Raw genomic sequence first — 22,362 nt, 5'->3', positions numbered from 1 at the left:
AAATTAATGGTTAATCATTCAATAAATAAGCCTTTTCAAGGAAAAGGTAAACAAGATCAATCTCTTTATGTATTAGATATCTTGCGATATCTTTTGGGGAACTGGAAATGGTTCTTGTTATCGATATTGATCTTTGGTGGATATTTTTATTACCAATACAGTAAGACTCCATTTTTATATAAAAAGGATCAAACTGTAATGATAAAGACAGCCACGAACTCCATGAGTGCCTCTAGGATCACCAGACCTAATAACTTTTACAATTTTGTAAATGTTAACTCTGAAATCCTTCAGCTTAGATCGCAAGAGTTAATGCGTAATACCATTAGTCTCTTGAATGCGGATGTAAGCTATTCTAGGAAAGATGGACTGAGGTCAGTGGAACTCTATAAAACTTCACCGTTTATTGTTCGTTTTACAAATGTTCCTCCACAGGCTGGGTTTTCATTTAATCTGAAATATAAAGGAAACAATCAGGTTGAACTATCTTCATTTTCAAACTCTGACCCAGATAAAACAGTAACAGTAAAACTTAATTCAGAAGCCAAAACACCAGTTGGAAATGTAATCATTTCAGCCAATTCTGATAAAGCATATCGTGTAAATCTTTCTGAGGATATTACGATTACCAAAAGCCCTATCGAATCTATGGTAGGTTACTTTTTGGGAAATCTTAATATCGTTCAAATGGAAGATGTAGAAATCCTTCAGATGACTATGGAAGATACTTCTCCATTGCGTGCAGAAGACATGATCACTAAGTTGATTGAGGTGTACAATCAAATGACCATTGAAGATAAAAAGACAGTCGCTAATAATACGGCTGATTTCATCAATGACAGGATTGTAATCATTGAAAAGGAACTAAGTTCAGTGGAATCTAGCTTGGAAGGCATGAAAACCCAAAACCAAGGGTTGGATGTTAAATCTGCAGGTGAGGCTTATTGGACCGAATCTAGAACTTACCAAAGCTCAAGTAAAGAATTAGAAACGCAATTGAAATTGGTAGAGATCATGCGCCAAAGGTTAAGTGATCCTAGCCGAGTGGATGACCTTATTCCAAGTAACACTGGATTGGTGGATAATAATATCGAGGACATCATCTCTGAATATAACACGTTGTTATTGAGAAGAAACCGTTTGATGAGTGGAAACAGCTCTGAAAACCCAATTGTTCAAGATCTGAACAGTGCACTTTCTCAGGTAAGACAAAATATCGCCCGTGCTATTGATAACGTAATTTCTGGTTTTAGGATCAGAATGAATAACATGAGGGAAGAAGAGAATGCAGCGATCGGAAAAGCGAGAAGCCTTCCCTCAAAACAACGAATTATGTTGTCTGCTGAACGTCAGCAAAAGGTAATTGAAGAGCTTTATATTTTCTTGTTGAACAAACGTGAAGAAAACGCGATCAATAGAGCTATGACGGATGATAACATCCGTGTTATTGACTCTGCATCGGGTTCTAATGCTCCTTTCTATCCTAGCAAATTCAAAAAAGTTGCAATTGGTGTAGCCATTGGTATTGCAGTTCCAGCAGCCATATTGTTGTTGATGCTGTTATTGAATACCAAGGTTAGAAACCGTAAGGATATTGAAGATGTAGTAAGTGTTCCTTTCTTGGCCGAGATTCCTTTCTCAACCGAGATGAAAAATGCCAAGAGTGATATCGTTATCAAAGAACAAGGCGTTGATGAGGTGACAGAAGCATTCAGGATTTTCAGAACGAACCTAAGCTTTATGTCTTCTGGTGATAAAAAACAAAAGGTCGTAACATTTACTTCATTCAATGTAGGTGCCGGTAAAACCTTCTCCGTTATTAATTTAGGAGTGAGCATGACCTTTTTGAAAAAGAAAGTCGTTTTAATCGACTTAGACCTTAGAAAGGGTACTTTAAGTAACATCACAAAATTCCCTATGCCAATTGGTGTTACGCATTACCTTTCTGATAGTTCTGTTACGGTAGATGAAATCATCTATAAAGATAGAACAGATGCCGAGATAGACATCGTTCCGATTGGTGTGATCGCACCGAATCCAGTTGAGCTATTATTAAGTGAGCGTTTGGATCAATTGATCGCTGAACTAAAAGAACGTTATGACTATATTATCGTTGATAATGTTCCATTGGGAATCGTTGCAGACGCTGATATCGTGAATAGGATTACCGATGTGACCATATTCGTTGTTCGTGCTGGTAAGATGGATAGAAGGCAATTGCCTGATGTTCAGAAAATCTATGATTCTTCAGCATTGACCAATATGGCCATCCTATTAAATGGGGTGAAATTCGGAAATAACCCTTATGGTTATGGTGGATATGGATATGGTGGTTATGGCTACGGTTATGGCTATGGTTATTCAGCCCAACAGAAAAGAGGTTTCTTCTCAAGACTATTTGGAAGAAAATAAAATGAACAATACAGAAAAAGCCCTATAGAATATTTATAGGGCTTTTTTTGTTAATCATTTTCTGATTCTATGATTTTATGAATGGAATCGATGTATCCCTGTAATTCTCTGTTTTGCTTTTTTACGATCCGTGGTTTTAAATAGAGCCAAACAAATAATAGCCAACCCAAGGTTAAGGCATAAGTAATAATAGCCATTCCATAGCTCATCCTTAAACAGAATTCATAAAGGTAAATCAAGATACCAATGCTAAGCAGTGAAAAATAAATATTCATAAAACGGCTTTGAATATTCCTTTGTTTCTCCTGGATACTAAGTAAGGAATTTAAATAAGCCTTATTGTCCTGATCTTTGTTTAACTCAAAAATGGATTTATAAAATAGATTGAACTTTATTAAGGAAATGGAAATCGCCAGAATAATAAATGACATTCCAATTTTTGGATAAATAGTGCTAGCATCATATAAAAACCAGATTGAAAGAATAAAGATAACGGTTAGACCCAATGTGATATTTGAGGTCCATTTCTTCTTCAGAGAATTCTTTTTATATTTTGAAAGGCGTTGTTTTAGTTCTCTTATATCTGGAGAGATAGCGGGTTGCTTCTTCCAAATGTGAGATAGATTTAACTCGTTATTTTCCATGATTTTTAAATTTTATATTTAATCTTTCTTTTATCCTATGGATTTTGACCCTAATATTGCTGTCAGATAATCCCACAATTTTTGATATCTCCTGTTGTTTGATCCCTTCCAATTCCAAAGAAATAATGATTCTATCCAACTCCGGAAGTTCAGAAATGAATTGATATAATAATTTTATCTCTTCATCCAATTCATGATCCGCATTGTCCTCCTCTGGAATGAATGTTTCCACCTTCAAAATTTTTTCGTTTTTCTTGATCTGGCTTAAACAGGTATTGGTTGCTATCCTGAATATCCAGGTTCCTATACTGGCCTCATTCCTAAACGTTGATAGCTTTTCCCAAACTGTAATAAAAGTTTCTTGGGCTAAATCCTTTGCTTGGTCTTGGTCATTGATATAGCCCATGCACAATCGATAGATTTTGCCCCAATATTCTTCATATAATTTGTTGAAATCCATTACTTTAGAAAGTTTTGAACTTGTTGTAAATACCAATCTTTAGCATCATACATGATAAAGTGTAAACTGTTCTCAGCATACCTAAAATCAGCAGATCTCAAGTTGACATATTGTTGCTCTATTGCGGGTTTGATTTGTTTGAAGCTACTTTCAAGCAAAATCAAGGTAGGACATTGAATCGATTTTATCTCTTCCCTCAAATCGGTGTTGCTGAAATCGCAAAACATCTTTCCAAATGTAGATCTGTCAGATTTCATGGTCCAATCCAAAATTATTTGTTGTTTACTTGTATCTTGAACCATCCCTGTCATTACTTGTTTTTGCATTGCTTTAAACTGTTCATCAGTAATTGAATTCATCTGATTGACAATTGCAGAACAATCAATATTAGGTTTTGATTTAAAATTTGGGTCACTCAATGCAGCCAAGCAAGGAACCGCATCAACAACCACAATCTTGCTGATTAAAGTCGGTTCTGTAGCTGCAATGTCCTTGGCCATCACTCCGCCCATACTATGACCGATGATAATTGGATTTAGAATTTTTTCGCTTTTAATATAATCAATAATATCATCTCGCCAACCTTTAAAGCTTGGATCTGTTTGCGCAGGCACAGAAGCAAAGCCTGCCATGGTTAATACATAATAAGTGTAATCATTCCCAAGGGCATCAATCGTTTCTTTCCAAACCTCTCCAGATGATGCAAAACCCGGGATAAATAGGATGTTTTGCTTTCCATTTCCAATCTTTTCTATTTGGAAACTATTTTCTTTGGTTTGAGCGTCTGCTGTTGATACCAATGCTACAAAGGCGATAGCGGCTAGTAAAATGTTTTTCAAGTTCATAACTAATTGTTTTTGTTTTCCTTTAGATATGATTTTGAAAAAAATGTTACAGTATATTTCACAAATATATTACTATTTCAATATTGCGTTGAGTAAGTTGTTGAATAACAGTTCGATAAAAGAATTTGCTTTGTTTTTTTATTCAGATAATGTTGGTTTTATTACTTCCACTTCTTAGCATATTTTTTTAAATTTATTACATCCAAGCCTTAAGCTCTTGGTTTATAAATCAATAACCATTTCCTAATACAGCACTAATTATGTCCAAAAGCCCCTTATTCCGAAAATTGATTGCCTTAATTTTGCTTACTTCTGTATTTTCTCCAATGTTTGGTCAAAATGCTCCAAAACTCATCATCAGATCCGATGATATCGGTTCGTTTAATGCGGCAAATCTTGCCATTATTGAAACCTATCAAAAAGGCATAACAACTTCAGTAGAACTGATGGTAAATTGTCCCTGGGCACCTGAGGCTGTGAAGATGTTAAAGGAAAATCCAAATTTAGATGTTGGGGTGCATTTGATGATTACCAGTGAATGGGAGAATTGTAAATGGCGACCTTTGACATCGGCGAAAAGTTTGGTTGATGATTATGGCAATTTTTTCTCTTTCATCTACCCAAATAAAAAGGTACCGATGGCATCCATTCAGGAGCACCAATGGAAATTGGCGGATATTGAAGCAGAGTTCAGGGCCCAAATTGAAATGGCGAAGAAATTGTTACCGCGAATTTCACATATATCCACACATATGGGTTGTGGTAATTGGGATAAGGAGGTAAAGGAAATGTTGATCAGGCTTTCTAAGGAGTACAATTTACCTCAGGATATGGATTATGAATTCTTAATGTTCCCAGATTTAGACCTGAAAAGCAAAGCTAATGTAGAAGAAAAAATTCAAGCTTTTTTGAAGGCGCTTGATGAATTAAAGGAAGATAAAGTATACTTGTTTGTGGAACATCCTGGCCTTGATGTCAGTGAAATGGAAAATGTAGGCCATGAAGGTTATAGAAATGTTCGTGAAGATAGGAGTGAGGTAACCAAAATCTTGCTAGATTCAAGGATTAAAACCAAAATCCATCATTTAGGAATTGAATTGACAGACTTCAAATCCTTAAAACCAAAGAGGGTTGAATAAAAGCCCTTAATGAATAAAATTAAAAAACGGATAAATATACATGAGATAAATGGATATTAATGCTAAAGCAGAAATCCATATGCGGTATAAATAATGCATCATTCGATAATCTCCTGTGATATACCAATTGGCATAGATAGCAGCACTTGAGAAAAAAATAATAAAGCTGAAGAATAAGACGATCACCATATAATAATTTTGTTCATTTGTTAATTTCCTTATTTCAAATAATTAGATTTTTTGGTTGGTCTGATAACTTCAGTTATTCTTCAAATATATATAATATATTCATAATAAGAAATTTTAAATCTTTGAAATATCTAAATTATTTTTGAAATAAAATATAAAAGCTTTTTTATATAGTTGTTTCGTTGTTATGAATGAACTATTCTTAATAGAATTTAATATATTTGTTCTGTTAAAAAAAGAATCCCTTTTGGTTATGCAGTTCAAAAAAAGAACATTCACTTTACTTGATAAGTTGTTTCTTTCCGTGTTTATCTTAAATATTCTGAATTATTTTTTGTTCGAAAAAACACTAATTTCCCTTCGGGTAATTTTTTTCTTTTTCCTTTTTGGAATGGTGTTCTATTGGTTGATCCGAAAAAATGACCTATTGCGTAATGTTGGAAAATTAGAAAGCATATTCTATAGTATAATCCTTACTGGATCCTACCTGACTTTTATTTTTCTAGGCCTAAATTATATGTTTTGCTCATCCGAAACCGAAGTTTCGACCTATAAGGTAAAATGTAAGATAAATAAAATTTGGTTGCCAGAGGAAGGAATGACACCAAAAGTAGTAAAAGCGGAATTCGAAAACGGATTCCATAAAAGAATAGGGCTCTCAGAAGGCATAAGAATTCAAAATGTACATCCAGATTCTTTGAATGTCTATTTATCCTTGGGCTTATTTGGAATTCCTGTAATCAAAAAAGTGGAATTTGATCATTCGCATTCTTAAAAACCGTTCAAATATGTGCCTCCGTCCATTTCATTAGCCATAAAATGGATGATACTTCCGTAATTATCTGTAGTAATCGGTTCCAATAAATATTTTAATATAGTTTTTATGGGATCGGGGTTGTTCAATTCTAAAGGGACATCTTCAAAAATATTATAGGAGAAAGTGGCAGTTTCTATAATTATCTTTTGCTCTTCTGTCAATGCTTCATCTTTAATATACCTATTCAATGCAACTTTTAAGCTGTTTTCATCAAAATCAGATTGAACAAAGATCAACGCCTTCCTTCCCCAAGTGATACTTATAACATAGATCAGGTCATCGTCTTTTAATTTAGCCAATTCCTCTAAATAATTCTTGATTCCATCGCCCCCTGGATCTATAAACATATCAAATAAGGGAATCTCATATTCCACAAGAATATTGGATTTTGGCATTTTGTTATTGACGTCCAATCCAAACCATTTACCAAGGTCCATTTTTTGGCCAAAATTAGTATATAGGTCTTCGAGGTTTCGAATAGAGTAGAATGAATAACTCGCAATTCCTGCATTTCCTGTTGGAGCTCCTTTTGCCTTCAATTCATCAGAAATTACCTTGTACATGTTTTCCTTGTTAGGTACTATTTCAGGAAACTCATATTTAAACGAGGTTGAAATGGGGGTAATCTTTTGATTGGTTTTGATATCCTTGAATTCATGCTTCTCTGTATTGATCGATTTCTTACTAAGTACGGCGCCTAGAAATAAGCCTTCCGGATTTTTACCAAAGTAAGTCGAAGAATTTCTTGGTTCCTGAGCCGATAGGAGACCCAAGGTTAATATATAAAGCAAAACAGTTATTAATCCAGTTCTCATTTTATTTCTTTTCAGGGGTAAATACATAATTCTTCTTTAACCAGATTAGTCTGGAATTATTCAAGGGCTCTGAATCAAGTAAATGTCGGTTATCGGGCATTTCATATTGTTGACCAATACTCAGCTGAGCTCGGTTCTTATTATTGGCGTTTTTTTTGAAAAAGCTAATTTTAAGGGTTAGGGTTGAATCAGCATTCCTTGTTGCCCAATTTTTCCAACTATTGTTTTTGGATTCATGGATCTGAAGAGTTTGCTCTGTCCATTTTATCTGATAGGATTCCATGGGCATTTTTGATTTATGCACAAACATGGAGTCTTCTTTGATCAGGATGGAATCTGGCTTGAAATAGGTCACACGGTTCCCGAAATGCAATTTGATATCTGCCTCGCTTAGGTCCTTTACCACAAAGCCCTTAAGGTATTCAATGAAATCTTCATTTTTCTCAGAAGTGTATTTATATAAAATAGCTTTGGGTTTTTCAACAGGTTCGGGCTCTGGATCTGGTTCGGGTTCCGGTTTTGGAGCTGGCTTTGGTTCAGGTTCGATTTCACTTGGTCCGCAAGAATGTAAACTAATGAAGAAAATGGAGAGCGGAATTATTAATAAATAAATAGCAAAGCGATTGGTTATTAATGTCATACCTTAGTTTTTAAAAAATTGGTAACAGCTAGAAAAAGTGTAATTAACGTAAATATAAAAATAATTTCTATTTATTTAATAAAATAAATAAGGTGGTTGAAAATTAGCATTTCCAACCACCTTATTTTGATCTGATATAAACCTATTGTTAAATTTAAATTAATAACCTTTCTTATTGCTTTTCTCTGCTTACAAAATAGTCGATCCAAATTGGCGCAAAAGGAGAGGTACAGCCCTTAGATACTGGATAGTCCTTGTAAACACCTAATTTATGACCGATTGCAAGAGCACGGTCCCTATATTGAGGTTGCTTTATGCCAATTTGAGCCAAGGTACTGTTCATGGTCCATTGTATTTCAGGTTTTGCTTCGAGCATATGTTTTTCAATATAATCCAATAATTTTGGGCTGTCCTCCAATTCAGGATTCCTCGCTATATTTCCGGAAATCAAACTCCATGCTAGTCGCTGCAACATGACATTATCAGCTTTTTCCCATTCTAATCTTAAAGTTTGCTTGTCTAAACTGTCTTTAACCAGGTAACTATAAAGCCAATCAATAACATTTGTGAATTTCTCTGATGAAACCATCGCCGTCAATTGTGCATTACTTAATTTTTTAGGGTCAAGAATAAGGATGGCTACACATCGCGCTTCCATGTTGTTGGTCTCCCATAGCTCAAGGCCAAGTTCTTGATCCTTTTTAATCTTAGTAGCTATCTTACGGACATCACCCATTTTCACACCGTATTGATTATCGCCTGCACCTCTTTTTTTATTCTGAGCTATCAGTTTTTCAGATCCTAAGGACTTTAATTCCTCAAGAACTTCTTGTTTGGTCATCTTTGCCATGTCTTAATAGGAAGTTTAATGTGGTAATTCCTGTGATTAGATGTTGGTATGAACCATTTCATCTTACGTAAAAATAAGAAATCTTGAATAAGATTGATTCACAACATAAAAAAACTCCTTAGGCGGGGAACCTAAGGAGTTTTAACTAACCAATTATTAACCTAAATTATGAAATTTGATTATAATATATTTAATGTCTGTGCCGAAATGGAAATTAACATTTCGTTTAACTATTTTTAACATTTTCTTGTTGAATGCCAATAAAAACATCTTAATCCATTGCTATTTATTTTATTTTTAAGTCTGCTGACAATCTGACATTCAAAGGTATTGTACAATTTGTCATTCAGTAGATTATGTTTTTGAAACAATCAGTTCTCCTTTTATCATATTTAAATCTTCAACACATCGCTTGCAAGATTCGAAGCGTCTTATTGGGCTTGGCATCTCTTTGGCTTTTTCATTCGAATTAAATTCAACGACATATCCAATTTGATCCATAGTCGTAAAATATACGGTGTCTGCATTGTTTTTGTTGGCAGAATTGTATACCATTATTCTCTTATTGGCGGATCGGTTATCTATCCAAAGGTCCATTTTTTTAGAGGTCAACCAACCTGTAACCTTAGCATTATATTGAAGGTACAAAGGGTATTCTAGATAATTTAATAGATAACAATAATGTTTGAAATCAATTTCATAAGGGAACAGAATCAAGCATGTATTGGGGTCAATCCGAATAAGTTTGATGATGACATGGTATTCCATTTCGTTGATCATCTCACAAAAATCCATGCAGGCTGCCTGGACCTCATTGTAAATTGGGCCTTCAACTAGGATACCTTTATCATTATTTATTTGGGGATAATCATTTTCGGAAAATTCAGGCCGACTCGCAGTTGACTTACCAGTAATCCAGCTCACTATAAGAACAATAATGACTATAGCGATGATAACTATACTAATAATTGTACTCATGGCTTTCTTAAATTAATAATGGTTTGATAGACCGCTAAAAGAAGGGCCGCTCACTTAAAAATAGAAATAAAATGTTGATAATAAAATAATTGCTGAATTTTATTGAAGCTATTAATGTTGACTTATTGTTCCAAAATTATTTTCAAAAGATCATATTTAGCTTGCCAAATGTCCTGACATGATTTTAGGTAATCACTATTGGCTTTATTGAAGTCAATTAATAGTAATCTGCCCGCCTGATAGGCGGCCAACTTTTCTTCTTTGTTTTGTAATGCTAGGTCCTTGATTCTATTTAGACTTTCAATCTTTTGTTTTGAAAAAATGATTTTTTCCTGTTTTTGTTTTTTGTCGATTTCATCATTCAATTGAAGGTCTTCCAATTGTTGTATATAAACTTTTTCACTGAGTTCAGCTTTCTTTATGGCGCTGCTATTACTAAAATATGCTGAAATTGGAATTCTCAAACCCAGATTTGCATAACTATATCCATACCAATTGCTTTTGTCAATAATATTAAAGGAATTACTGAAATACTGAGCCCCATAATAAGCGTTAAATGACAGGCTGGGTAGAACCTGTCGCTTTATTCCCTTTAATTGAACCATGGATAATTGCTGGTCAAGCTCAACCAGCTGTTGGTCATAGATCTTTTTTTCAAAAGCACCCAACTCCATTAATATTTCTTCCATATTGTTGCTCAGCACCCTAATGGAATCTAGCGGATAATACCTGCCTAATTCTAAATTTGCCTCTTTTAAAATTGACCATGATTCATGCATCAAGATCTTTTTTCTTTGTACTTCTTGCTGTGAAAGACTGTAATCTTCAGAACTTCCTCTACCTGCCAAAAATCTTTCCTTATTGATGTTGTTGATCTCTTCAAATAGAGCGGAATCTTTAAGGGCAAATTGATATTGTTCGGTTGCTAAAACAATCGAAGCATAGGCCAGGGTAGAATTGATCTTCCAATCCTGCTCTGCTAAAGATTCTTCCACCTTGGCTTTCTCTAAAGCGATCAGGTCCTCCTGTTGTTGGCTCTTCTTATTAGGATCGAAAAGGTTCCATTCCAATTGTAAACCAGCTTTGGAATTCCATTTTGTAGAAAATTTCAAAGGTAATATAGCACCTTCCTCTGCATTGGGGTCAAAGGCAATTGCAGGAACTGGCGTCGTTGGAATAATTAGATTCCTCTGCAAATTGGCGTCGCCATAAATTACTGGAAATCGCTCAGACCTCCTTACATTCAATTGGGCTGCCTGAACCTCTTTATTCAGTTTCTTAACTTTTAGGTTACTCGATTGGCCTATATAGTTCCACAGATCCGAAATGCTCAGGCTCTGGGCATTTCCGGATATGGTAAATCCAATTAAAAGTAAAATAAGATAGATAGATTTCTTCATGTTAAAAAACTGATGCGGGTTCTAGTTTTGATATTTTCCTAACGGCAAATAGAGATCCCCCAATGGATATTATCATGGTTACCAAAAGCAAAAACAAAGCAAATGGTATACTTACATTTATGTTTAATCCGCTTTTTTCAACCCCAAACTTAAACCCATAGATCAATAACATCGCTACAGCATATCCAATGGTTGCATAAAGAAACGCTTGCGCAATGATCAGGCGGTTTACAAATTTGTTTTTAGCTCCAATTGCTTTTAAGGTACCATAGTCTTTGATCCGGTCCAATGCAGAAGAATATAATGTGAGGCCAATAATAAAAAATCCAGAGATCATGGCGAATACCACTAATGTGCCAAAACTCATCCCCATATTCGATGAGACCAAGATTTCCTTGACTGTCGAAGATTTTAGTTTTTCAGCATCCCAAGCCCTTAAATGGGGAAAGTTCTGATTGATTACCTCGATCATCTCCTTTTTATCTTGCCCTTCGGCAAGCCTGGCAATGATTAAACTGACCTTATCATTCGGGAAGTTTCCAAAATAACTTGCATTTTCTAAAGTCGTATACATAAAGCTGGCTCCAAATGCCTGGGCATTTTTGGTGATGACCGCTAATTTTGCACTCTTGCCATTGATTTCAATTGGTTTATTAAGATATAGTGAAGTTTCCCAACTTCTTGCATTAAAATATTCTGCACTGACGGCGTATGGCTGTAACAGATCCTGAACTGAGCCGCTATCAATTTTATTTACCTCCGGTCCCATCAGAAATGCTGGGGCTGGTGCACCAACTAAAGTGACTGCAGCAGTCTTTCCATCCAGAAAAGTGGCCTGCGCATTGGCTAATAATATGGGAGTTGCTGTTACTATTCCTTTTAAGCTGCCGATTTCTTGGACAGATCGCTGATCAATGCTGTTTATGGAATTTACATTTCTGCTTTGGGACTCAATTATCCATAAATCATCTTTTTCAACGGGCGCATTGTTAACCAAGTTTCCCATTAAACCCATCAGAAAAAATAGGAGGCTTAACTGTTGTCCAATGAGAAATACACTGATCACGATTGCAGTGACTATTCCAAAGCTTTTGGCCCGATCAAAACGAATAAATTTCCAAGCTAATCCCAACATGCTATCACAATTTTATCCTACATTCAACTTTAGAATTGATCAATAGAGTAGAATTGCCCTCAGGTTCTATGCGAATCCTTCTTACCCTTCGATCTTCTGCCTCATTTGCCGTCTCAAACAATATGGATTTGTTCATTAGGGTAGGACTCAAATAGACAATCTTTCCCTTTCCGATGACAGCAGGTTTACCCACAAAGTTGATGTCTACAGTTTGTCCGATCTTTACGCTATCCGCAAATAATTCATCAACCTCGGCCTCAATGACTATATTTTCGCTGTCGACTATTTTCCCTAATTCAGCTGTACCATTGATGGTTTGGCCAATCTCCACGTTTAGTTCAGATACTATTCCTTTCTTGATGGCTGTAACCTGATAATCCTTTAAGCTTTGTCTATTTTTTGCAATGATGATGGATTGTTCTTTTTCCGTAGCTTGATTGGCCCTAATCTGACTTTTTAAACCTGAAATTAATTCTTCCTGTTGCTTGACATTGGAAAAATCTTTGTCTACATTTTCCCTTGTTTCTGCATTTTTCGCTAAAAGGGACCTAGAAGTTTCATATTTCGACATTAACTCTTTTAATATAATTTCCTGCTTGGCCAAATCCTTGATACTTGCTTGATGTTGAGCTTTTAGGCTCTCTAATTGGCTTTGTGATTGAGCAAGATCTAATCCCTCTGTACTCTCTTTCAAGGTCATTAAGACCTGTCCATCTTCCACTACATCACCTTCTTTGACCATTATATCCTTGACCTCGGCACTGATCGGTGAACTTATCTGTACCCAACCACCTTCCGGTAATACCTTACCGATTGCAATGACTGAGCCGTAAATTGCAGACAACTTCGCTTTCTCTTGCTCTTCTTGTTTCTTCTTTTCGTTTTTGCAACCAATTAAAGCAGTCAAGATCATGAAACAACCAAAAATGCTTAACCTATTTATAATCTTCCTCATTGCGAATACTGTTTGAAACATTTCCTTCCTCTACATAAATGACATGATCAGCGAATTTTCTCAATCTTAGGTCATGTGTGACAATAATTACTGCCTTACCTTCTTGCGCGAGATCCTTGAGTTCCTCCATGATAATGGCTGCGCTTTTTGCATCTAAGGATGCTGTTGGCTCATCACATAAAATCATGGTTGGATTGGTCACTAAGGCCCTCGCTATGGAAACCCTTTGTTTTTGGCCCCCACTTAATTTCTTGGGCAGGTTGTGCAAGCGATCGGCTAGACCAACCGCTTCTAGGGCTGTTATTGCCTTTTCTTTCGCTTCCTTTTTATCCACTCCTTGCAGTAAAAGGGGCTGCATCACGTTTTCTAAAGCAGTGAGAGGCTCCAAAAGGTTGAATTGCTGGAATACAAAACCTATATCATGCAACCTTAAATCTGCAAGTTTGTTTTCCGACAGCCTTGTTACCTCTTTGTCTTTATAGAAAACCTTTCCAGAACTAGGGTATATGATGCAACCAATGATGGATAATAAAGTTGTTTTTCCAGAACCGGAAGGCCCCATGATTAAGGTCAATTTGTTGGACTCAAAACTTAGGCTACTTTTAGCCAATGCAGTAATGCTAGTGTCTCCAGTTTGATATATTTTTTCAACGTTTTCCAGGCGAACGATTTCTTCAGGCATGCTTTTCCAGCTTTGTTTTTAAAAATAACCAAGAAATAGCCTAAAGCCAAAAACAAAAGCTAATTTCTTTATTAAAATGGGAAATGATTATTAAAAAAGCCTTAACTTCATGCTAAGGAATGTCCTTGCGGATTTATCTCAAATAAACCTAATACCATGAATAAACTAATCAATTTGTCTTTATGTGCCTTTCTATTGACATTCGGAAGTGTTCATCTTCAAGCTCAACCCTATAAACAGAATAAAGCGCCGCTCATCCAGAAACCTTTTATGGAGTTGCCTTTGGGAGCAATAAAACCTCAGGGTTGGTTAAAGGAAATGCTGAACTCCCAGAAAAATGGAGCTACAGGACAATTGGATCAGCTCTATCCATTAGTCATGGGAGACAGAAATGGATGGCTTGGAGGAGATGGTGATCAATGGGAGCGAGGACCTTATTGGGTGGATGGACTCTTGCCTTTAGCATATCAGTTAAATGATAAGGGATTAAAAGCAAAAGCGCAACGTTGGGTGGAATGGGCCTTACAAAGCCAATCTGAAGATGGCTATTTTGGACCTGCGAAGGATTATGATCATGAACCAGGAATTCAGCGGGACAATTCACATGATTGGTGGCCTAAGATGGTCATGCTCAAGATACTGCAACAGTATTATTCCGCAACTGAAGATCAAAGGGTAGTAAACCTCTTTACTAAATATTTTCACTATCAACTTAGAACCTTAGAGGAGAAACCACTAGGACATTGGACCTTTTGGGCTGAATACCGTTCAGCCGATAATCTTCAGGCTGTTTATTGGCTTTACAACATTACGGAAGACCCTAAATTGCTTGAACTTGCAGATATCTTGCATGCCCAAGGTTTTGATTTTACCCAAAAGTTCATTCAGCGGAATATGTTGGCTACTTTTAGAAGCATTCATTGTGTGAATTTAGCGCAGGGGCTGAAAGAACCAGTTATTTTTTACCAACAAAGTAAAGACCCAAAACATCTGGCCGCAGTGAAACAGGGCTTCTCTGACATTAAATTATTTAATGGTCAGGCGCAAGGAATGTACGGTGGGGATGAGGCACTGCATGGTAGTAACCCGACGCAGGGATCGGAACTCTGTTCAGCAGTTGAATTAATGTTTTCCTTGGAAAAGATGCTGGAAATAACCGGAGATGTTGGTTTTGCAGAACACTTAGAAAAAGTAGCATTCAATGCTTTGCCAACCCAGATTTCAGATGATTTTATGCGCCGTCAATATTTTCAGCAGGCCAATCAGGTTCAAATCACTAGACAGATGTACAATTTTGATGTCAATCATCAAGGGACCGATGTGGTTTTTGGACTTTTGACAGGTTACCCATGTTGTACTTCCAATATGCATCAAGGTTGGCCCAAATTCACGCAAAACCTTTATTATGCAACAGCAAATAAAGGAATTGCATCCATGATCTATGCACCTTCATCTGTAGTTGTAAAAGTTGGTCAGGCTGGAAAAATTGTTCAAGTTTCGCAAGAGACTTTTTATCCATTTGAAAACAGGATAAACCTTACATTTAATCACAGAGAAAGTGCTATTGAATTTCCTTATCAGCTTAGGATACCCTCTTGGACAAAAAATGCCAAAATCCTGATCAATGGCGAAGAATTCAAAGTAGATACAAAACCTGGTTCTGTAATCGAAATAAATAGAGCCTGGAAAAACAACGATGTCATGACTCTGGACTTTCCAATGGAATTCAACTTTGAGACCTATCACGAAGGTTCTCGGGCCATAGAAAGAGGTCCATTGGTATATGCCTTGGATATCCCGGGTGAAGAAAAAGAAGTGTTCCTTGAAGACAAGGAAAAGGTCGCCTATGGAGATTCATTTATTGAGGTCCGTCCGACAGCAGATTGGAATTACGGTTTGCCTTTGTTCAACAAAAATGAAATGGCTTCGCTATTTCAGGTTTCTGAAAAAGACAATGCCAATAAAGCCTATCCTTGGAACCGTGAAAATGCACCAATTGAATTAAAAGTAAAAGCTAGGCAACTTCCGTTTTGGAAATTATATAATGGAATGGCAGGACCGATGCCGACAGCTGATATGTACGGATTAAATATCAATGATTTAAAAGAAGTTGAAATCCGTTTGATTCCATATGGTTGTACCACATTAAGGATTTCTCAATTTCCTATGCTTAGAAAATAAACCTATTGAACCCTATTTTATGAAAGTTATCCCTTCACAACGATTAGAGTCCTTAGATATACTCAGGGGACTGGACCTGTTTCTGTTGGTTTTTTTACAGCCTGTTCTGATGTCAGTTGGGCAAATATGGGACAACCCTGGATATCACAGCATGTTGACCCAGTTTGAACATGAAGCTTGGGAAGGTTTTAGACTATGGGATCTCATTATGCCCTTGTTCCTCTTTATGACAGGGATTACCATTCCATTTTCTTTAGATAGAAAAATCGGAAACGATAGTCCCGACGTATACAGGCACATAATAAGGAGATTTCTGATTTTGTGGATCATTGGAATGATTGTTCAGGGTAATCTCTTGGCCTTTGACTGGAAAGTATTACGGTTATATTCCAATACCTTACAAGCTATCGCAACAGGATATCTAATTACCTCTTTGGCTTATCTTCATTTCAGCTTCAAAAAACTCATAGGTATGGGTTTGTCCTTATTGATCATTTATTCTATCCCCATGTCTACTTGGGGAGGTTATGAACCCAATTATAATTTTGCCATTTATCTCGACAAAATGTTCCTTCAAAATTTCATGGATGGAGTGAAATGGCAAGGCGATGAATGGGTGTTTTCTGAACATTATCAATATACATGGATCTGGAGTAGCTTAACCTTTATCGTTACAGTTTTGATGGGATGCCTTACTGGTAAAGTAATTAAGGATGGCAAAGATAAAGACCCAAATGGAACAACCGTAAAATTGATCATTGCAGGCGTAATTTGTATTGCCGTTAGCTTAATATGGCAATTTCAACAACCAATCATCAAGAAAATATGGACAGGGAGCATGACCCTGTTTTCAGGTGGAATATGTATCTTATTAATGGCCATATTCTATTATGTGATTGATGTCAAGCAAATAAAGATGCCCTTTCGCTGGTTAAAAGTTTATGGAATGAATTCCATCGTTGCTTATGGATTGGCTGAAGTTATTGATTTCAGGAGCCTGGTTCATTCTTTGACTTTTGGTTTAGAAAAACACTATGAAGAATATGCCCATTTGATCCTGACCGTCGGGAATTACTCTATTGTCTTACTTATCCTTATTTTCTTGTACAAAAGAGGGATTTTTGTCAAAATCTAGATTTGAACAGATGATTCCGTTTGCTATTCCTTAATTTTAGGTTACTTAATCTTTTCAGAGGAAATCAAATGGATGACAAAAATGTAATTCCTACTCTTGATATGCATGGTTTTCGTGAGGAGCAATTCGCTGGTAAAAAAGAATTGCTCTTCAATGAAATCCTTGGCGAAAAGATAATTGAGAAACCCCATAAGCATGATTTCTTCATTATTATCCTTTTTGATCATGCATCAGGAATCCACAACATCGATTCTGTTGATTATTTCATCGGAAACAGGGAAGTCCATGTGCTTTTTCCCGAACAGATCCATAAATGGCATATCCAGGAGGGTTCAAAGGGATATCAGCTCATGATTGACAAAACCTTTCTTGAACAGTTTGCACCAGCATTTCGTTATTCTTTTACAAATTATCAGAACCATCCTGTTATTAGGCTCAGCAATGTAGCTTTCGAAAAATTGCTATATGAGTTCAATGCGATTCGAGATGAATTGTTGCTTACTCAACCTGTCAACCAATTGATCTCTGCACGTGCCGCTGTAATTGCCGCATTAGTGAGCAAGGAGGCCGAATTTGATATTGAGGAATTTAAGGTCTATCAAACCAATCCACGATTGGCTAAGTTCAATTGGCTTATTGATAAATTTTACAAGGAACAGAAATCGATTACTTTTTATGCAGAACAATTAAACATCAGTGCTAATTATCTCAATATCCTTTGTAAGAAAAATCTTAAGGTATCAGCAAATAAGCTTATCCATCAGCGAATTACTCTCGAATCAAAACGGCTATTACAAACTTCTGAGCGAAGTATTAAGGAAATTGCTTTTGATCTCGGTTTCTCCGACCATGCCTATTTCTCCAACTTCTTCAAAAACCAAACAGGTTTAAATCCAAGTCAATTTCGTTCGCAGTTATAAAATTTACAAGAAATTGGATGTAATTTCCAAGATATTGGAACTAGATCATCCTACCTTTGTATTATAGATCACAATAGCTCATTCAAAATTAATTGAATATGAAACTTTCAAGAAAAGACTTCTTACTGAATTCAGCCATGAGCGTTGCAGGAATAGCATTTGGAACAAATGCGTTTGCTGCAAACGCTGATAAGACGGCTAGTGGGACTCCATCCATCAACTATTATAAAAACATGAAAAATCTTAAACTTAAAAATGTAAGGCTTGAAACTGGTTTTGAATATTTTGAAGATGAGGTGGCTTCTACAAAAACTGATCTCTTTTCCGTTGATATCGAAAATGGAAAAATCAAAAATATCAGTGCCAATACGAATGATCCCGATGCAGTTGATGCCAAAGGACTATTGATGTTGCCTTCCTTTAAAGATATGCATATTCACCTTGATAAAACTTATTATGGTGCTAATTGGCAGGCCGTAAAAAGAAGGAAAGGAGGAGTGAAGGGGATGATTGCTCTGGAACAGGAAATCATGCCGGAGCTATTGAAGAACTCAACCTTCAAAGCGGAGAAACTGATCGAGTTATTACAGTCCCATGGGTCTGCATTTGCAAGGAGCCATGTCAATATTGAACCCACATCGAAATTAGATTCCCTAAAAAACCTCCAAAAGGCATTGGACCATAAAAAAGATGGTTTTGGAGCTGAATTGGTAGCTTTTCCTCAACATGGGGTTTATTATACCGACTCTGTTCCATATTTAAAAGAAGCTGCTAAAATGGATATTGAATTTATTGGCGGTCTTGATCCCTTCAGTATTGATGGAGCTATCGAAAAAACTATGGACTTTACCGTTCAATTGGCTTTGGATAATCAAAAAGGAATTGATATACACCTCCATGAAACAGGTGATTCCGGAGTGCAGACTATTGAATACCTTATTAAAAAGGTTAATGAAAATCCAATCCTGAAAGGAAAAACTTATTTGAGCCATTGTTTTGCTTTAGGAAAAATTGACCAAGCAAAACAAGAAGAATTAGCCGAAAAATTAGCTGAAGCAAAAGTGGGAATAATATCCACGGTTCCATTTGGAGGATTAATCATGCCAATACCTACCTTAATGAACAAAGGGGTAGAAGTAATGGTCGGTAATGATAGCATAGTTGACCATTGGAATACCTTTGGTTCAGGAAGTGTTTTGCAAAAGGCAAATTTGGCAGCGCAATTATATGGTTACTCAACTGAATTGGCCTTATCAAGAATGTTGAGCTTAGCGACTGCAGGTATCACACCATTAGACGACAAAGGAAATCAACTTTGGCCAAAGGCGGGTGATAATGCAGACTTGGTTCTGATTGATGCCAGTTGTTCAGCTGAAGCAGTTTCAAGGGTTTCTGAAGTTAAATCTTTAATTTATAATGGAAAGGTAGTTTATTGATTATGAAAGCATTAACAATGAGTTTATGCCTTGCATTAGGATTTTCCTCATGCCAGGCCTCAACAAAGAAAGAACAGGAGTTAGAAATCGTGGATCAACAAGGATTAGTGAAAATGGTGGAAAGTAAAAATGTAAAGGCCGTGGAAACCGCATTGAAAGCTGGACAAGATGTAAATACGGTAGATGCCAATAAACGGAACTTGCTATTGATTGCTACGAAAAACCAAGATTTACCTATGGTAAAGTTGTTGGTTTCCTATAAAGCAGATGTTAACCAACAAGCTGACAATCTGGATAGTCCATTTCTGTATGCTGGTGCAACCGGTCAAACGGAAATGCTCAGATTATTTTTAGAAAATGGAGCTAGGTTTGATGTGTTCAATCGTTACCATGGATCGGCATTGATTCCAGCGTGTGAACGGGGGCATGTGGAGACTGTCAAGTTATTGGCAAATACTAAGGGATATCCTATCGATCATGTGAATAGATTAGGATGGACAGCCTTAATGGAGGCAATCGTATTAGGAGATGGCACCGAAAAATACCAAGAGATTGTTCAAATCCTAAAGGATGCAGGATCTAGAATGGATATTCCAGATAAAGATGGGATAAGTCCAGTTCAACATGCCAAAAACAGGGGATTCAAAGAAATCGTTAAAATAATAGAGGGATAAATCGAAAGATTTATCCCTCTATTATTTAGATTTCCATATTTAGAGATTACTTTCTATAGCACCTACCTCTTCAGAGAACAATTCAATAGGTTTATCGAGCAAAACAGCAATTACAGTTGTATTTTTATCCAATCTATCCTTAGGAATATCAATATAAACTATTCCAGGCGTAGCACTCCAATATAGCTTGTTATAAATCTCATGGCCAATCATAGACCCTTCACCAACAATACGGATCCTCGCAATATTGTTCTTCAATCCCTTGATGGCAATTGGACCTGTAGGTTTACCCTCCACAAATAGATATAACGTTTGTTTGTCTGGGGATAAGGCCGTTTTTCCGTTAAAGTGATTTGCTGGGATTCCTTTAGCTGCATCTTGGAGAACTTCAGCATGTTTTTTAACCCAATTCTTAGTTTCCTCGCTATGGAAATTAAAGGATTCGGCTAATTTGCTGCCATCATCATTGATAGAACCTTTGAATAAGTTTGCACCAATTGAGGTCATATCCACAATTTTACGGATAGACTCTTGCGGGGTTTTCGCATAGAGAAAGTCAGTAATGCCAACTGGTTCTGGTAGGATGTGAGGATTAATAGATGGCTTTTTATTGAATTTTACAGCAACTACGGAAGCAACTGGGTCAAAATTAGCTGTAGGGATCTGCAACTTCAATTTGCCAAATTCATACTCAAAAGGAACGTTTTCGTTTGTCCCTAGCATCTTTATTTCCAAAGGTTTATCATCAAAACCTTGCATCTCTACATAATCCTTAACCTGATCCAGGTAGATAAATAAGGTTTTACCATCTTTAGAAAAACTGTTCTTTTCATTTACTAAATCTTGCGATAGACCAGCTCTAGTCCCATAGATTGCTTCGGAATATTTCTTGGTCCATCTTGCTAATTCCTTCAGAATTGCAACCTGTTCTTCAGGAATTGTTCCGTCAGCCTTTGGGCCGATATCTAACAACAAGTTTCCACCCATTGCCAAACATTCAATCAAGGTTCTTACGATCATATTTGGACTCTTGTAATGTTTGTCAAAATGCTGGTATCCCCAAGAGTCATTCATGGTATAGCACAATTCCCAATATCTATGGTCAGGGCGTTGAACTGGAATACCTTGTTCTGGAGTAGCGTAATCCCCATGGTTATTCAATCGGGAATTGATAATGATGTTTTTATTATACTTACGAAGTAAATCTAAAGTTTCCTTGGCTTTCCATTCTTCAGAAGAATGCTCCCAGTCTCCATCAAACCAAATAAGGTCGGGTTTATAAGCAATTGACAATTCCTTTAACTGTCCTTGATAATAATCTTGAAATTTGGTCCATCGATTAGGCTCATCCTTGATATCATACCTTTTTTGGGTTCTTGTAATGATATCGTAATTTGGATGGCTCCAATCTGGTAAAGAGAAGTAAAGTCCGGTTTTTAAGCCCGAAGCTTTTAGTTCCTTCACAAATGGAGTCAATACGTCTTTTTTTGCAGCAGCGTCTTTGGCAATAGTAGTTGGTTGGTCCATTTTACTGTCCCATAAGGCTACTCCATCATGGTGTTTTGTGGTAATAACGGAATACTTAGCACCAGAATCTTTAATTAATTGAACCCACTCTTTTGGATCGTATTTGTTAGCAGTAAATCCCTGGAGTTGTTTCATATAGTTATCATGACTCAGATAATTATTGAAAAATGCCCAAGATTCTGATATTCCATCCACAGAGTATATTCCCCAATGAATAAAAATTCCTAATTTAGCATCATCGAACCATTCCATTTTTGGGCTTTCAATGTCTTTTTTGTTTTCTTGCCCATTAACATGTGTCATCAAAATCCCTAATGCCAATGTGATTAGTGTGCGGCGCATAAAGTATATTAAAAAGTTTAAGTTTCTACTTGACAAATAATGATACGGATAAATTCTTTAATAGCTTAAATAAAGCTGAAAATTCACAAATTTTTCTGAGATGACTTTAGTCTTATTCGAGGCATATTCCGAATTTTCCGAATATGTCTCGAATAAGACCAAAGCGAAGTCTAGAGCATTGTCTAA

Annotated in this window: 19 protein-coding genes; 7 read left to right on the top strand and 12 right to left on the bottom strand. The window is 36.3% G+C overall.

Annotation, left to right across the window (positions count from 1 at the left end; genetic code table 11):
- Nucleotides 1-6 precede the first annotated feature (6 nt).
- Nucleotides 7-2,412 (top strand): GumC family protein, encoded by a 2,406-nt coding sequence (locus ACWICE_RS09765; RefSeq protein WP_185216602.1) that lies wholly within the window; start codon nucleotides 7-9, stop codon nucleotides 2,410-2,412.
- Between the two features lie 50 nt (nucleotides 2,413-2,462).
- Here ACWICE_RS09765 and ACWICE_RS09760 read toward each other — a convergent pair whose 3' ends face one another.
- From ACWICE_RS09760 to ACWICE_RS09750, 3 genes are read right to left on the bottom strand one after another with little or no spacing between them, the layout of a single operon-like run.
- Nucleotides 2,463-3,056 carry a hypothetical protein gene (locus tag ACWICE_RS09760; RefSeq protein WP_454298240.1) on the bottom strand — a complete coding sequence of 198 codons (594 nt, stop codon included), beginning with the start codon at nucleotides 3,054-3,056 and terminating at the stop codon, nucleotides 2,463-2,465.
- Nucleotides 3,046-3,516, bottom strand: a complete 471-nt coding sequence (locus ACWICE_RS09755) for an RNA polymerase sigma factor (protein WP_454298239.1) — start codon at nucleotides 3,514-3,516, stop codon at nucleotides 3,046-3,048. The genes ACWICE_RS09760 and ACWICE_RS09755 overlap by 11 nt, the downstream gene beginning before the upstream one ends.
- Nucleotides 3,516-4,361, bottom strand: coding sequence for an alpha/beta fold hydrolase (locus ACWICE_RS09750; protein WP_454298238.1), 846 nt, complete (start codon nucleotides 4,359-4,361; stop codon nucleotides 3,516-3,518). The genes ACWICE_RS09755 and ACWICE_RS09750 overlap by 1 nt, the downstream gene beginning before the upstream one ends.
- 326 nt (nucleotides 4,362-4,687) lie before the next feature.
- On the opposite strand from ACWICE_RS09750, the gene ACWICE_RS09745 reads away from it, so the two are divergent.
- Nucleotides 4,688-5,500, top strand: a complete 813-nt coding sequence (locus tag ACWICE_RS09745; RefSeq protein WP_454298237.1) for a ChbG/HpnK family deacetylase — start codon at nucleotides 4,688-4,690, stop codon at nucleotides 5,498-5,500.
- A 960-nt stretch (nucleotides 5,501-6,460) separates the two neighbouring features.
- On the opposite strand, the gene ACWICE_RS09740 is transcribed toward ACWICE_RS09745, so the two are convergent.
- The 8 genes from ACWICE_RS09740 to ACWICE_RS09705 form a co-directional block, all read right to left on the bottom strand.
- Nucleotides 6,461-7,321 carry a hypothetical protein gene (locus ACWICE_RS09740; RefSeq protein WP_313259543.1) on the bottom strand — a complete coding sequence of 287 codons (861 nt, stop codon included), beginning with the start codon at nucleotides 7,319-7,321 and terminating at the stop codon, nucleotides 6,461-6,463.
- A gap of 1 nt (nucleotide 7,322) precedes the next feature.
- The gene (locus tag ACWICE_RS09735; protein ID WP_454298236.1) at nucleotides 7,323-7,961 is read right to left on the bottom strand and encodes a hypothetical protein; all 639 of its coding nucleotides are present in this window, start codon (nucleotides 7,959-7,961) and stop codon (nucleotides 7,323-7,325) included.
- A 172-nt stretch (nucleotides 7,962-8,133) separates the two neighbouring features.
- Nucleotides 8,134-8,811: a DNA alkylation repair protein gene (locus ACWICE_RS09730; protein ID WP_237235581.1), complete on the bottom strand. Its 678-nt coding sequence runs from the start codon at nucleotides 8,809-8,811 to the stop codon at nucleotides 8,134-8,136.
- 354 nt (nucleotides 8,812-9,165) lie between these two features.
- Nucleotides 9,166-9,789: a hypothetical protein gene (locus tag ACWICE_RS09725; RefSeq protein WP_454291851.1), complete on the bottom strand. Its 624-nt coding sequence runs from the start codon at nucleotides 9,787-9,789 to the stop codon at nucleotides 9,166-9,168.
- 122 nt (nucleotides 9,790-9,911) lie between these two features.
- Nucleotides 9,912-11,189 (bottom strand): TolC family protein, encoded by a 1,278-nt coding sequence (locus ACWICE_RS09720; RefSeq protein ID WP_454298235.1) that lies wholly within the window; start codon nucleotides 11,187-11,189, stop codon nucleotides 9,912-9,914.
- A gap of 1 nt (nucleotide 11,190) precedes the next feature.
- On the bottom strand, nucleotides 11,191-12,324 hold the full coding sequence (locus ACWICE_RS09715) for an ABC transporter permease (protein WP_454298234.1): 1,134 nt from the start codon (nucleotides 12,322-12,324) through the stop codon (nucleotides 11,191-11,193).
- Nucleotides 12,325-12,328: 4 nt separating this feature from the next.
- Nucleotides 12,329-13,279, bottom strand: coding sequence for an HlyD family secretion protein (locus ACWICE_RS09710; protein WP_454298233.1), 951 nt, complete (start codon nucleotides 13,277-13,279; stop codon nucleotides 12,329-12,331).
- Nucleotides 13,260-13,961 carry an ABC transporter ATP-binding protein gene (locus tag ACWICE_RS09705; RefSeq protein WP_185216584.1) on the bottom strand — a complete coding sequence of 234 codons (702 nt, stop codon included), beginning with the start codon at nucleotides 13,959-13,961 and terminating at the stop codon, nucleotides 13,260-13,262. The genes ACWICE_RS09710 and ACWICE_RS09705 overlap by 20 nt, the downstream gene beginning before the upstream one ends.
- A 156-nt stretch (nucleotides 13,962-14,117) precedes the next feature.
- Here ACWICE_RS09705 and ACWICE_RS09700 point away from each other — a divergent pair, with 156 nt between their 5' ends.
- The 5 genes from ACWICE_RS09700 (at nucleotide 14,118) to ACWICE_RS09680 (ending at nucleotide 20,307) form a co-directional block, all read left to right on the top strand.
- Entirely contained in the window at nucleotides 14,118-16,142 is a 2,025-nt protein-coding gene (locus ACWICE_RS09700) for a beta-L-arabinofuranosidase domain-containing protein (RefSeq protein WP_454298232.1), read from the top strand.
- Between the two features lie 19 nt (nucleotides 16,143-16,161).
- Complete coding sequence (locus tag ACWICE_RS09695) at nucleotides 16,162-17,277, top strand: acyltransferase family protein (protein WP_454298231.1); 1,116 nt, start codon at nucleotides 16,162-16,164, stop codon at nucleotides 17,275-17,277.
- Nucleotides 17,278-17,345: 68 nt separating this feature from the next.
- Nucleotides 17,346-18,197, top strand: coding sequence for a helix-turn-helix domain-containing protein (locus tag ACWICE_RS09690; RefSeq protein ID WP_454298230.1), 852 nt, complete (start codon nucleotides 17,346-17,348; stop codon nucleotides 18,195-18,197).
- A gap of 98 nt (nucleotides 18,198-18,295) precedes the next feature.
- Complete coding sequence (locus ACWICE_RS09685) at nucleotides 18,296-19,633, top strand: amidohydrolase (RefSeq protein WP_454298229.1); 1,338 nt, start codon at nucleotides 18,296-18,298, stop codon at nucleotides 19,631-19,633.
- A 2-nt stretch (nucleotides 19,634-19,635) separates the two neighbouring features.
- Nucleotides 19,636-20,307 (top strand): ankyrin repeat domain-containing protein, encoded by a 672-nt coding sequence (locus tag ACWICE_RS09680; RefSeq protein ID WP_254527366.1) that lies wholly within the window; start codon nucleotides 19,636-19,638, stop codon nucleotides 20,305-20,307.
- A 39-nt stretch (nucleotides 20,308-20,346) separates the two neighbouring features.
- On the opposite strand, the gene ACWICE_RS09675 is transcribed toward ACWICE_RS09680, so the two are convergent.
- A complete protein-coding gene (locus ACWICE_RS09675) occupies nucleotides 20,347-22,176 on the bottom strand; it encodes an alpha-L-fucosidase (protein WP_454298228.1) in 1,830 nt (609 codons plus the stop codon).
- Nucleotides 22,177-22,362 lie beyond the last annotated feature (186 nt).

Source organism: Sphingobacterium sp. NPDC055346 (assembly GCF_053645235.1).
This window is presented reverse-complemented; position numbering and strand designations above follow the sequence as displayed.

Excerpts from the sequence above, each read along its gene's own strand:
- ACWICE_RS09750 (WP_454298238.1), bottom strand. The coding sequence starts at position 4,361 with ATGAACTTGAAAAACATTTTACTAGCCGCTATCGCCTTTGTAGCATTG.
- ACWICE_RS09735 (WP_454298236.1), bottom strand. The coding sequence starts at position 7,961 with ATGACATTAATAACCAATCGCTTTGCTATTTATTTATTAATAATTCCG.
- ACWICE_RS09765 (WP_185216602.1), top strand. The coding sequence starts at position 7 with ATGGTTAATCATTCAATAAATAAGCCTTTTCAAGGAAAAGGTAAACAA.
- ACWICE_RS09705 (WP_185216584.1), bottom strand. The coding sequence starts at position 13,961 with ATGCCTGAAGAAATCGTTCGCCTGGAAAACGTTGAAAAAATATATCAA.
- ACWICE_RS09725 (WP_454291851.1), bottom strand. The coding sequence starts at position 9,789 with ATGAGTACAATTATTAGTATAGTTATCATCGCTATAGTCATTATTGTT.
- ACWICE_RS09680 (WP_254527366.1), top strand. The coding sequence starts at position 19,636 with ATGAAAGCATTAACAATGAGTTTATGCCTTGCATTAGGATTTTCCTCA.
- ACWICE_RS09745 (WP_454298237.1), top strand. The coding sequence starts at position 4,688 with ATGTTTGGTCAAAATGCTCCAAAACTCATCATCAGATCCGATGATATC.
- ACWICE_RS09700 (WP_454298232.1), top strand. The coding sequence starts at position 14,118 with ATGAATAAACTAATCAATTTGTCTTTATGTGCCTTTCTATTGACATTC.
- ACWICE_RS09730 (WP_237235581.1), bottom strand. The coding sequence starts at position 8,811 with ATGGCAAAGATGACCAAACAAGAAGTTCTTGAGGAATTAAAGTCCTTA.
- ACWICE_RS09695 (WP_454298231.1), top strand. The coding sequence starts at position 16,162 with ATGAAAGTTATCCCTTCACAACGATTAGAGTCCTTAGATATACTCAGG.
- ACWICE_RS09720 (WP_454298235.1), bottom strand. The coding sequence starts at position 11,189 with ATGAAGAAATCTATCTATCTTATTTTACTTTTAATTGGATTTACCATA.
- ACWICE_RS09715 (WP_454298234.1), bottom strand. The coding sequence starts at position 12,324 with ATGTTGGGATTAGCTTGGAAATTTATTCGTTTTGATCGGGCCAAAAGC.
- ACWICE_RS09755 (WP_454298239.1), bottom strand. The coding sequence starts at position 3,516 with ATGGATTTCAACAAATTATATGAAGAATATTGGGGCAAAATCTATCGA.
- ACWICE_RS09710 (WP_454298233.1), bottom strand. The coding sequence starts at position 13,279 with ATGAGGAAGATTATAAATAGGTTAAGCATTTTTGGTTGTTTCATGATC.
- ACWICE_RS09740 (WP_313259543.1), bottom strand. The coding sequence starts at position 7,321 with ATGAGAACTGGATTAATAACTGTTTTGCTTTATATATTAACCTTGGGT.
- ACWICE_RS09690 (WP_454298230.1), top strand. The coding sequence starts at position 17,346 with ATGGATGACAAAAATGTAATTCCTACTCTTGATATGCATGGTTTTCGT.
- ACWICE_RS09760 (WP_454298240.1), bottom strand. The coding sequence starts at position 3,056 with ATGGAAAATAACGAGTTAAATCTATCTCACATTTGGAAGAAGCAACCC.
- ACWICE_RS09685 (WP_454298229.1), top strand. The coding sequence starts at position 18,296 with ATGAAACTTTCAAGAAAAGACTTCTTACTGAATTCAGCCATGAGCGTT.
- ACWICE_RS09675 (WP_454298228.1), bottom strand. The coding sequence starts at position 22,176 with ATGCGCCGCACACTAATCACATTGGCATTAGGGATTTTGATGACACAT.